This is a genomic window from Stenotrophomonas sp. PS02300 (assembly GCF_029959395.1).
Taxonomy (GTDB): Bacteria; Pseudomonadota; Gammaproteobacteria; order Xanthomonadales; family Xanthomonadaceae; genus Stenotrophomonas; species Stenotrophomonas maltophilia_AD.
In genome coordinates this window covers 1-11,447 of the sequence record NZ_JASCOP010000131.1, presented here as the reverse complement: position 1 = coordinate 11,447, position 11,447 = coordinate 1, and the positions used below count along the sequence as shown (strand labels likewise).

Sequence of the window (11,447 nt, the reverse complement as noted above, 5' to 3'; positions counted from 1 at the left end):
GTGCGGGGGTACGGGGGGCGCCGTGAACCCATCCATGGGGGCTCTTGCGAAACATCCATGTTTCGCAAAGCCCCCGTACCCCCGCCCCCGCCGACCCTCGACGGTGTGTTGGGGGCCATGGAAGATCAACGGCGACGCCGTTCGATTCCATGCGTTACCGGACGTGGGTGCGTTCCGTGCGTTCGTTCGGGAACCGAACCTACCAACGGCACCTCGTAGAGCCACGCCCTGCGTGGCTGCCTTTTCCATCCGCACGCGGCCATCTGTCGGGGGCGGCCGGCGGGTGGCCACCGTAGGGACTGTCAAAAACATGGATGTTTTTGCCAAGCCTACATGGACGTACTTGCGGCGTGTCCCGGAGCGTGGCTACCCGACGCCCGCCCCACTACGTAGCAACTGAAACGCCGCTCTTACGCGCTAACCATCCGCCCGCGACGCCTCATCGCGCGTCTCTTCCTGCGCGGCGATCTCGCGCTCGATCCAGGCATCCATCATCCGCCGCGCGCGCAACGCACGGCGGCGCTGCAGCGCATATTCCATGTCGAGCACGCGATACAGCGACCACATCACCGCCAGCATCAGCAGTGCGAAGGGCAGGGCGGCGATGGTGATCATGCCCTGCAGCGCATCCAGGCCGCCGGCCAGCAACAGCACGGCGGCGATCAGCGCGATCGCCACGCCCCAGGTGATCCGTCGCGACAGCGGCGGGTCGCCGGCTTCGTCGGTGGACATGCTGGCCAGTACCAGTACCGCCGAGTCTGCCGAGGTGACGAAGAAGATCATCAGCAGCACCAGCGCGATCACCGAGAGCACGGTGGGCATCGGCAGGCTGTCGAACATGGTGAACAGCACGGTTTCGTAGCCGGTGCCCAGTGCCTGCACCAGGTCGACATGGCCGAAGATCTGCGACCACAGCGCGGTGCCGCCGAACACCGAGAACCACAGGAAGCCGAGCACGCTGGGCGCGATCACCACGCCGAGCACGAATTCGCGGATGCTGCGCCCGCGCGAGACGCGGGCGATGAACGAGCCGACGAACGGCGCCCAGGCGATCCACCACGCCCAGTAGAAGATCGTCCAGTCCGCTACCCAGGTGCTGCCCGAGAACGGCGACATGCGCAGGCTCATCGTCACCAGCTGGTTGAGGTAGGAGCCAATGGTGGTGGTGAAGGTATCGAAGATGAAGGCAGTGGGGCCCAGTACCAGCACCAGCGCCAGCAGCACCGCGGCCAGGCCGAGGTTGAAGTTGGAGAGCCATTTGATGCCGCGGTTCACGCCGCTGGCGGTGGACGCCATGTACAGCACGAAGGCGACGGCGATGATGGTGAGCTGCAGTGGGGCGCCGGCGTGGAGGCCGAACACGCGCTCGAGGCCTGCGGCGATCTGGATGGTGCCGAAGCCCAGCGTGGTGGCCACGCCGATGGCGGTCGCCACCACCGCTGCCACGTTCACCACCGTGCCGATCCAACCGCGATGGTGCGCGCCGATCAGCGGCTGCAGCAGGTCGCTTATCTGGCCACGGCCGTTGCGGTTGAACTGGAACCAGGCCATCGCCAGCCCGATCAGCGCGTAGATCGCCCACGGGTGCAGGCCCCAGTGGAAGAACGCATAGCGCATCGAGGCGCGCGCTGCTTCCATGCTCTGTGGGGGCAGGCCCTCGGGTGGGGTGACGAAGTGCGACACCGGTTCGGCCGCGCCCCAGAACACCAGGCCGATGCCCATGCCGGCAGCGAACAGCATCGACATCCAGCTGGCGTTGGAGAAATCCGGTTCGGCGTCTTCGCCGCCGATCCGCAGCGAGCCCAGCCGGCCGAAGGCGAGATAGAGCAGGAACGAGAGCGTGATGAACACCACCAGCAGGTACAGCCAGCCGGCACTGCGGATGATGTGCACCAGCCCGCCGCGCACGATCTCGTTGAACGGGTCCGGTGCCACGCCGGCGGCGAGCACCAGCAGCACCACCAGGGCGATGGAGAGTCGGAATACCATGCGCGGCAGTCTAGCCAAGGCGGCATGACATGGCTGTTCACACTTCCGGTGCAGGTGTGGTCTAATCCGCCCCGAAGCGGGGGTACCGCGGCCATGTGGCCACGGTTGAGACAGTCCCTTCGAACCTGATCCGGTTGATACCGGCGTAGGGAAGCTTCGCAACAGCCGATGCACCGCGCCGCCCAGCCCCCGCCTGGCATCCGCGCGCCGTGCGCCGGCCGTGCGCCGCCGCTTCGTCCCTCGCCGTGCGAACCCTCGCACCGACAACCCAGGACGATGCCCGATGAACGCACACCTTTCCGCCCTGCAGCAACAGGCCCAGCAGCTGTCTGAATCGGTCACGCGACCGATTCCCGGCTCGCGCAAGATCCACGTGCCCGGCTCGCGCAGCGACCTGCAGGTGCCGATGCGCGAGATCGCGCTGAGCGGCGACAACGCACCGCTGACCGTCTACGACACCTCCGGTCCTTATACCGACCCCGAGGCCCGCATCGATCTGTCCACCGGGCTGCCGGCGCTGCGTGCGGGCTGGGTCGCCGAGCGCGGCGACACCGAACTGCTGGGTCGGCCCAGCTCGGCGTTCGGGCGTTCGCGCGAAACCGATGCGCGGCTGGACGCGGTGCGCTTTCCGTCGCGGCTGCAACCGCGCCGCGCCGTGGCCGGCGCCAATGTCACCCAGATGCACTATGCCCGTCGCGGCATCATCACCCCCGAAATGGAGTTCGTGGCGATCCGCGAAAACCAGCGCATCGAGGCGATCCGCGACAAGGCGCTGCTGATGCAGCATCCCGGCCAGTCATTCGGCGCTTCCATCCAGGCCTCGATCACGCCGGAGTTCGTGCGCGAGGAAATCGCGCGCGGTCGGGCGGTGCTGCCCAACAACATCAACCACCCTGAAAGCGAGCCGATGATCATCGGCCGCAACTTCCTGACCAAGATCAACGCCAACATCGGCAACAGCGCGGTGTCGTCCGGCATCGCCGAGGAAGTGGAGAAGCTGGTGTGGGCGATCCGCTGGGGCGGTGACACCGTGATGGACCTGTCCACCGGCAAGCACATCCATGAAACCCGCGAATGGATCCTGCGCAACTCGCCGGTGGCGATCGGCACCGTGCCGATCTACCAGGCGCTGGAAAAGGTCGATGGCCGCGCCGAAGACCTGAGCTGGGAGATCTTCCGCGACACGCTCATCGAGCAGGCCGAGCAGGGCGTGGACTATTTCACCATCCATGCCGGTGTGCTGCTGCGCCACGTACCGCTCACCGCGAATCGGGTAACCGGCATCGTCTCGCGCGGCGGCTCGATCATGGCCAAGTGGTGCCTGGCCCACCAGCGCGAGAACTTCCTCTACACGCACTTCGAGGACATCTGCGAGATCATGAAGGCCTACGACGTGACCTTCTCGCTGGGCGATGGCCTGCGCCCGGGCTGCATTGCCGATGCCAACGATGCCGCGCAGTTCGGCGAGCTGGAAGCGTTGGGCGAGCTCACCAGGATCGCCTGGAAGCACGATGTGCAGACCATGATCGAAGGCCCCGGCCATGTGCCGATGCAGCTGATCAAGGAAAACATGGACAAGCAGCTGCGCGAATGTGGCGAGGCGCCGTTCTACACGCTGGGGCCGCTCACCACCGATATCGCGCCGGGCTATGACCACATCACCAGCGCGATCGGCGCGGCGATGATCGGCTGGTACGGCACCGCCATGCTCTGCTACGTGACCCCCAAGGAGCACCTGGGCCTGCCCAACCGGCAGGACGTGCGCGACGGCATCATGGCCTACCGCATCGCGGCCCACGCCGCCGACCTGGCCAAGGGCCACCCGGGCGCGCAGGTGCGCGACAACGCACTGAGCAAGGCGCGCTTCGAGTTCCGCTGGGAAGACCAGTTCCACCTCGGCCTGGATCCGGAAAAGGCGCGCGAGTTCCACGACGAAACCCTGCCCAAGGATGCGCACAAGGAGGCCCATTTCTGCTCGATGTGCGGCCCCCACTTCTGTTCGATGAAGATCACCCAGGACGTGCGCGACTACGCAGCGGGCCAAGCGGGGTAGGTCACGACCGTTGGTCGTGACCCGCCAGGACGGGCGGCCAAGGCGGACCGTCATGCCGCCTCAGCGCGGCAGCCGTTAAGCTTCGGCCACCGACACAGGGGCAGGGACACCACGATGGCCATAGCGCGCACCACCCGATGGCTGGCCATCGCCCGCCGGCACCCCTCGGCCTGGTTGCTGGGGGTGCAGCTGCTGGGCGTGCTGCTGTACCCGGCCATGGACGAGTCCGGGGCCGGCCGCGCGCTGTTCGGCGCCTTCGGCATCGCGGTGCTCGGCCTGGCGCTGTGGGTGGTGCGGCGCAGCCCGCTGGGCATGTGGGTGGCCCTGCTGCTGGCCATTCCCTCGGTGGTGTTCTCCCTCTCGGGGGCGCTGCTGGGGCGGCCGGCGCTGGTCACCACCGCCCAGCTGCTGGAATGCCTGCTGTACTTCTACACGGCCGGCAGCCTGATCGCCTACATGCTGCAGGACCACAAGGTGACCCGCGACGAGCTGTTCGCCGCGGGCGCCACCTTCACGCTGCTGGCCTGGGCATTCGCCTTCGCCTTCGCGGTCTGCCAGCAGTGGTACCCGGGCAGTTTCGTGGCCACCAGCGAGAGCGAACTGCGCACCTGGATGGAGCTGCTTTATCTCAGCTTCAGTTTGTTATCCGGGGTGGGCCTGAGCGACGTGGTGCCGGTGCACCCGCAGGCACGCGCACTGGTGATGCTGGAACAGTTCGCAGGCGTGATGTACGTAGCGTTGGTGGTGTCGCGACTGGTCGGATTGACCATGATCCGCAACGCGCGAAACTGAATCGGCGATAAAAAATTACTGAATCAACGCTAAAAAGTTGCTGAATCGCAGATAAAAAATTCGCGCCAAGAGGCGCGAATGTTGAAGCAATTTATGTGGATTCGTCGGCGAGAGAGGCCTGGTGTCCTCTGCGCGCACAGGCGCAGTTAACCGGCATAGGCTAGTATTCGCGCGCTTCAGTGTCTTTGCCCTTTGCACTGATGACGTGTGCGGAATCTGGCGGTTCGTTCGATCTGTGGTTGATTCGATGAATGCTGCGTTCCTGTTGTTCAGTTGTATTACGTAGCGCCGGAATGATCAGCCTGGATAGTGAGACACCCGCTGCCGACCGCCTGAGGATCGGCGATTGCACCATCACGCTGTCGTCGCGTGAGGTGGTGGTGGAGGGCGCGCGTCGTCCGCGCCGGCTCACGCCCAAGGCACTGGGTGTGCTCAAGGTGCTCATGCGCGTGCCCGGTGCGGTGGTGACCCGCGATGAACTGTTCGCCGAGGTCTGGCCGGACACGCTGCCCACCAACGATGTGCTGACCCAGGCCATCACCCAGCTGCGCAAGGCGTTCTCGCGCGACGATGACGCCGGAACCGCTTATATCGAAACCATCGCCAAGACCGGTTACCGGCTGCTGCAGCCGGTATCGGTGCTGGTGGAGCCCGGCCCGGACGTGGATGCCGCGCCCAATGAGGACGAACGCGATGCGCTGGCCGCCGTGTTCGCCGCGGCCACTCCCGCGCCGCGCCCGCGCAGCCGCTGGCGGCGCAATCGGCGCTATGTGTTCCTGGCCATCGGCCTGGGCATGTTCGTCGCCCTGCTGGTGATGGCCGCGCTGCTGCTGCAGCGCCCGCCACCGCCGCAAGGGCCCGAAGGCAGTGGCGTGCTGGAAGACGGCAGCCGCGTGGTCGGCAGCCCGCAGCGCCCCTATCGTTTGATTACCGCCACCGCCGGCTTCGAGACCTACCCGACCGTATCCCCGGATGGGTCGCAGGTGGCCTATGAGGCCGACGATGCGGCCGGCGGCGGCAGCGCGATCAAGGTGCAGACTTCCGGCAACGCACCGGCACGGCTGCTGACCGATACGCCTGCGGGCCATTCGGACCGCTTCCCGAACTGGTCGCCGAACGGCCGCGATATCGCGTTTGCGCGGTTTGGCCCGGAGGGCAGCTGCGAGGTGCTGATCGCCAGCGCGACCGGCGGTGCGATCCGCCACGTTACGCGCTGCGACGGCACCGAGCTGCTCAGCTTCGACTGGACGCCCAACGGGCGCGGCCTGGTGTTCGGCTCGCTGTCCGGCCGGCACGCCCATCGCGGCATCCGCGTGCTGGACATCGCCAGCGGTGCCTGGACCCCGGTGGACTACCAGGTTGCCGACGACAGCTTCGACTACGCCCCGCGTTTCTCGCCGGACGGCCGCTGGATCGTGTTCGTGCGCAACCCGCAGATCGGCGACCTCTGGCGCCTGCCGGCCAGCGGTGGCGTGCCCGAACAGCTGACCAACGATTCGGCCGAGATCCGTGGCTGGGCCTGGCGCGGCGACAGCCGGCACATCGTGTTCGGGCGCCGCGTGGACAGCGAAGCACGCCTGTACGAACTGGATACTGAAACGCGCACGCTGCGCGATGTGGGCCTGGACGACGCGCAGTCGCCGGCACTGTCGCGCAGCAACAACATGCTGGCCTTCGTGCACCGCAAGGCGCAGTTCGGCCTGTTCCGCGTGCCGGTGAAGGACGGCCGCCCCGGCACGCCCGAACGCCTGTTCCCCTCCAACGGCCGCGATGGCCAGCCGATGCTGGCGCCCGATGGCCGGCAGCTGGTGTTCACCTCCGATCGTTCCGGCAACTACGGGCTGTGGTGGGCCGACCTGTCGCGCCCCGAATCGCTGCGGCCGGTGGAAGGCCTGCGTCCTGAAACCCGGCAGTCCGCCGACTGGTCGCCCGACAGCACCCATCTGCTGGTATCGGGCCGTGATGCACAGGCGCGGCCGGTGATCTACGAGGTGTCGCCGCGCGATGAGCAGATCGTGGCGCTGCCGGTCCCGGTGGCGCAGCCGTTGCAGGCCTTGTATGCCGGTGACAACGACCACGTGCTGGTAGTGGAACGCGATCATGACGAGCGCATGCGCCTGTCGCTGTTCGATCGGCGCAGCACGCCGTGGAAACTGCTCGGCCACGTCGATGGGGTGTCGCAGGCGCGGCTGGATGCGGCCCACCAGCGCGTGCTGTTCACCCGGTTGGCGGCAGGCGGGCTGTGGTCGGCCGATCTGCGGCTGGATCCGGCCAGCATCCAGCAGGTCAGCGAGGACCGGCCGTCGCGTTGGCGCTACCGCACCTGGGCGGTGGCCCGTGATGGCAGCCTGGATTACCTGTCCAGCCGGGCCGACTGCTCCACCGTATTCGCACGGATCAACAGCCCGTCGCAGGGGGCGGAGTACTGCCTGGACGCCGATCGGCTCAGCGCCGGCAACGGCTTCAGCGCGCAGCCCGATGGCAGCGCCCTGTACCTGGCCCTGGCAGTCGCCGACGGCGCCGACATCGGGGTGATGACGCTGCCCGAACCGCCCCGCCCGGTGTTTTCCTCGGTGCCCAACCTGTTGTTCTGGAAAGGAAAGTAGTCGTCGTACTTCTTTCGTAACGGCATCGTGACGAATTCGCATCAATCTCGTTGAATCGTCCTGACGCAGACCGCCTCATTTGGCAAAACGGGTGCCCCGTAACGGCAAACCCCGGTGTACGTCATGCGTCAGCTTTCCCTCGCCGATCGCGGCCAATCGCTCTCCCTGGACAAGATCGTCGACGACGGTCCGCTGCCGACCTGCCTGGGCGTGGCCCGGCTGGGCAGCCTGCAGACGGCTGGCACCACCTTCACCGTGTGGATGCAGCTGCGTGGCAGCGCGTGGGTCGAATCGAAGGAAGGCCGCTTCCGCCTGCGCCAGCGCGAGTGGATCGCGTTCGAGAAGGAATCCAAGCCGATGATCCAGGCCGGCCGCGATGGCCTGTGCATCGGCCTGAGCCTGGCGCCTGAAGCGCTGCGCGCGCTGGGCGAACTGGCCGACTGCAGCCTGTACGCAGGCCGCGGCAGCATGAGCCGCGGCGAAGTGCGCGTAGCACTGCGCCTGTGGCGCGATGCGCTGGCCAGCGGCCAGCCCGCGCAGGCCCTGCGCCCGGTATTGCTGCACCTGGCCTCGATGCAGCGTGGCATGGCCACCGGCGTGCAGCGCTGCCCGGGCCGTTCGCGCATCCGCAAGCGCCAGGTGTTCGGCCGCATGCAGCGTGCGCGCCTGTACCTGGAAGGCAACAGCCACCGGGTGGTGCGCATCGGCGAACTCGCCGAGCTGACCAATTTCTCCAGCTGGTACCTGTCCAAGACGTTCCAGAGCCTGTACGAAGAAAGCCCGCAGTCGCTGTCGGCGCGCCTGCGCCTGGAGCGCGCCGCGGACCTGCTGCGCGACACCGACATGATGATCGGCGAAGTGGCTGCCGCCAGCGGTTTCGACAACTGCTGCAGCTTCGCGCGTGCGTTCCGCGCCCGTTATGGCCAGTCCGCGTCGGGCTATCGGCAGACCGGCGGATCGCTTTCGCCAAAGTCGGCAAAGAGTCCGGTGGCATCGCGCAAATAATTAACGGTAACGCAATCGTAACTTTCCGAGGCGGTTTAACACGCTACTAACGTACCTTGGAGAGATTGATGAATTTTCGTACTCCCGCAGTGCGGCTGGGTCTTCTGCCGGCCGGCATTGCGCTGGCGCTCGTGCCGAGCTTCGCTTCGGCACAGGAAGCAGCCTCCGGCACCACTGACCTGGATCGCATCTCGGTCACCGGCTCGCGTATTCGCGGCGCCAACATGGAGACCCAGCAGCCGATCCTGACGATGACCCGCGAAACCCTGGAAAAGCAGGGCTTCTCGAACGTCGCAGACGTGCTGAACAACCTGACCTCGGCCGGCTCGCCGGCCATCTCGCGTTCGGACTCCCTGTCCTCGGGCGAGAACGTGGGCGGTTACTACGTCGACATCCGTAACCTGGGCGCCCAGCGCACCCTGGTGCTGATGAACGGCAAGCGCCTCGGCGCCACCACCGGCGGCTACCAGGATCTGAGCCAGATCCCGATGTCGGCCGTTGAGCGCATTGAAGTCCTGAAGGACGGTGCCTCCTCGATCTACGGTTCCGACGCCATTGCCGGCGTGGTCAACGTGATCACCCGCAAGAACTTCGACGGCGGTGAAGTCAACGTCTACTTCGGTCAGTACGACCAGGGCGACGGCGAGAACCAGCAGTACTCGATGACCCTGGGTGCTACCGGCGAACGCGGCAGCCTGACCCTGTCGGCCGAATACTCCAAGCAGGATCCGGTGTGGGCCAAGGACCGTTGGTACAGCCGTGATGGCGGCCGTGGTCCGAACTCGGTGGCCGCCGATGGCAGCCCGATCAGCCAGTACGGCAGCTGGTGCAACCCGCTGCAGGTCAACTGTGCCGATTCCAAGACGGCCGTGTGGCAGACCCTGAACCAGGGTGGCAACCCGAACAACCCGAACGACTACCACACGCTGACCGCCGAGGAGTACGCCAACTCCAACGAGCAGATGAGCCTGCTGACCGGTATCGAGCGCAAGTCGCTGTACGTCAACGGCACCTACGACTTCACCGACACCATCAGCCTGAACACCGATGTGCTCTACAACGAGCGCAACACGTTCCAGCAGATCGCCGGCTACCCGTACCAGTCGTCCTCGTTCGGCACCCCGCTGACCGCTGAAAGCGCCTTCAACCCGGTCGGCCAGGACGTCAACTTCCGTCGCCGCCTGTGGGAAGTGCCGCGCACCACCGACAGCCAGCTGAAGACCCTGCGCTTCGCCCCGACCGTCAGCGGCTACTTCGAGCTGGCCGGCAAGTCCTTCGATTGGGACGTCGGCGCGCTGTGGAACCGCAATGAGTCGATCAAGACCCAGCGCGGTGACATGAGCCTGATCGCTTCCGAGCAGGCCCTGGGTGCGTCCTTCATCAATGCGCAGGGCGTGGCACAGTGCGGTACCGCTGCCAACCCGATCGCACTGGGCGACTGCCGTCCGTGGAACCCGCTGCTGCCGTACGGCGTTGCAGGCCAGGGTTCGCTGGCGGATCCGGAGCTGCAGGACTTCCTGTTCCCGACCTACACCACCCGTGGCGTGACCAAGACCACCAGCTTCACCGCCAACCTGTCGGGTTCCATCGTGACCCTGCCGGCCGGCGACCTCGGCTTCGCCGTGGGCGTGGAGCACCGCAAGGAAGAAGGCAGCTACGTGCCGGACGCCTTCGCACAGTCGGGCATGTCCACCGGCCTGGGCCAGAAGCCGACCCAGGGTGAGTACGATCTGAACGAGGTCTACCTCGAACTGAACGTGCCGATCCTGGCCGACATGGCGTTCGCCAAGGAACTGACCCTGAACGTTGCCAGCCGTTATTCGGACTACAGCAACTTCGGTGGCACCACCAACAGCAAGTTCGGCCTGACCTGGCGTCCGATCGACGAGCTGCTGGTCCGCGGCACCTACGCCGAGGGCTTCCGCGCTCCGACCATCGCCGACCTGTACGGCGGCCTGAGCTCGAGCTTCGAGCGTTACACCGATCCGTGCGCCGTTGGCGTGTCGGGCAGCGTGGCCGGCAATGCCGCCTGCCTTGCCGGTGGCGCTCCGGCCGACTACGTGCAGCTGGGCCAGGGCAACGTCCCGTGCTCGACCACGCCGTGCCAGTCGGGTGACCAGTTCATCTCGGGTGCCAACCCGAACCTGTCGCCGGAAACCTCCAAGAGCAAGACCGTGGGTCTGGTCTGGAGCCCGCGTTGGGTGCAGGGCCTGGACGTCTCGCTGGATTGGTACCGCTACGAAATCAGCAACATGATCATCGACGACTCCGTTGATCGCATCCTGCGTGATTGCTACGTGCTGGGTGATTCCAGCCGTTGCGGCAGCGTGACCCGTGCGGCCGATGGCCACATCAGCGCGATCACCTACGGCACCGCCAACCTCGGCAAGATGGACACCGAAGGTTACGACCTGGGCATCAAGTACCGCCTGCCGGAGCTGGCCATCGGTCAGTTCGCCATTGACTGGCAGACCAGCTACCTGTCCAAGTACGACGAAGCCGCACAGAACGCCGCTGGCGACGACATCATGATCGGCCGCGTCGGTCAGGATGCCCTGTTCCGCGTGCGCTCGAACCTGGGTGTCAACTGGTCGCTGGGCAGCTTCGGTGTGAACTACACCGCTCGCTACTACTCGGGCCTCAACGAGCCGTGCATCGCGATCGGCTGCACCGATCCGGACCGCATCGCTTACGGCGAGACCGCTCCGCTGCGCAAGACCGGTTCCAACACCTTCCACGACCTGCAGGTCAGCTGGAAGGCTCCGTGGGATGCCACCATCGCCCTGGGCGCGAACAACGTGTTCGACCACAAGGGTCCGCTGATGTACTCGCAGCAGAACTCGAGCTTCGCCTACTACGGCGGTTTCGATATCGGCCGCTTCCTGTACATGAAGTACACCCAGAAGTTCTGATCCATCGAACCACTGGTGCAATAAAGAGAGGGCGGGCCCCCACGGGCGCCCGCAGTATCTTCGGTGGGTTATTAAAAAAACCCAGCCCCC

At 66.1% G+C, this 11,447-nt stretch carries 6 protein-coding genes and 1 riboswitch; of the genes, 5 read left to right on the top strand and 1 reads right to left on the bottom strand.

The window, feature by feature from the left end:
- Positions 1-417: 417 nt before the first annotated feature.
- Entirely contained in the window at positions 418-1,989 is a 1,572-nt protein-coding gene (locus QMX79_RS17580; protein WP_282247901.1) for a BCCT family transporter, read from the bottom strand.
- A 68-nt stretch (positions 1,990-2,057) separates the two neighbouring features.
- A riboswitch (TPP riboswitch) is annotated at positions 2,058-2,159 on the top strand.
- Between the two features lie 113 nt (positions 2,160-2,272).
- On the opposite strand from QMX79_RS17580, the gene thiC reads away from it, so the two are divergent.
- The 5 genes from thiC to QMX79_RS17555 all read left to right on the top strand — a co-directional run bounded on the left by thiC (position 2,273) and on the right by QMX79_RS17555 (position 11,357).
- Entirely contained in the window at positions 2,273-4,042 is a 1,770-nt protein-coding gene (gene thiC / locus QMX79_RS17575) for a phosphomethylpyrimidine synthase ThiC (RefSeq protein ID WP_282247900.1), read from the top strand.
- 114 nt (positions 4,043-4,156) lie between these two features.
- Positions 4,157-4,834 carry an ion channel gene (locus QMX79_RS17570; protein ID WP_282247899.1) on the top strand — a complete coding sequence of 226 codons (678 nt, stop codon included), beginning with the start codon at positions 4,157-4,159 and terminating at the stop codon, positions 4,832-4,834.
- Positions 4,835-5,127: 293 nt separating this feature from the next.
- Positions 5,128-7,440, top strand: coding sequence for a winged helix-turn-helix domain-containing protein (locus tag QMX79_RS17565; RefSeq protein WP_282247897.1), 2,313 nt, complete (start codon positions 5,128-5,130; stop codon positions 7,438-7,440).
- A gap of 123 nt (positions 7,441-7,563) precedes the next feature.
- On the top strand, positions 7,564-8,445 hold the full coding sequence (locus QMX79_RS17560) for a helix-turn-helix transcriptional regulator (RefSeq protein ID WP_282247896.1): 882 nt from the start codon (positions 7,564-7,566) through the stop codon (positions 8,443-8,445).
- Positions 8,446-8,513: 68 nt separating this feature from the next.
- Entirely contained in the window at positions 8,514-11,357 is a 2,844-nt protein-coding gene (locus tag QMX79_RS17555; RefSeq protein WP_282247894.1) for a TonB-dependent receptor, read from the top strand.
- Positions 11,358-11,447: the final 90 nt, after the last annotated feature.

Bases quoted from the DNA above. Each gene is read 5' to 3' on its own strand.
- QMX79_RS17560 (WP_282247896.1), top strand. From the start codon at position 7,564: ATGCGTCAGCTTTCCCTCGCCGATCGCGGCCAATCGCTCTCCCTGGAC.
- QMX79_RS17570 (WP_282247899.1), top strand. From the start codon at position 4,157: ATGGCCATAGCGCGCACCACCCGATGGCTGGCCATCGCCCGCCGGCAC.
- QMX79_RS17565 (WP_282247897.1), top strand. From the start codon at position 5,128: ATGATCAGCCTGGATAGTGAGACACCCGCTGCCGACCGCCTGAGGATC.
- QMX79_RS17580 (WP_282247901.1), bottom strand. From the start codon at position 1,989: ATGGTATTCCGACTCTCCATCGCCCTGGTGGTGCTGCTGGTGCTCGCC.
- QMX79_RS17555 (WP_282247894.1), top strand. From the start codon at position 8,514: ATGAATTTTCGTACTCCCGCAGTGCGGCTGGGTCTTCTGCCGGCCGGC.
- thiC (WP_282247900.1), top strand. From the start codon at position 2,273: ATGAACGCACACCTTTCCGCCCTGCAGCAACAGGCCCAGCAGCTGTCT.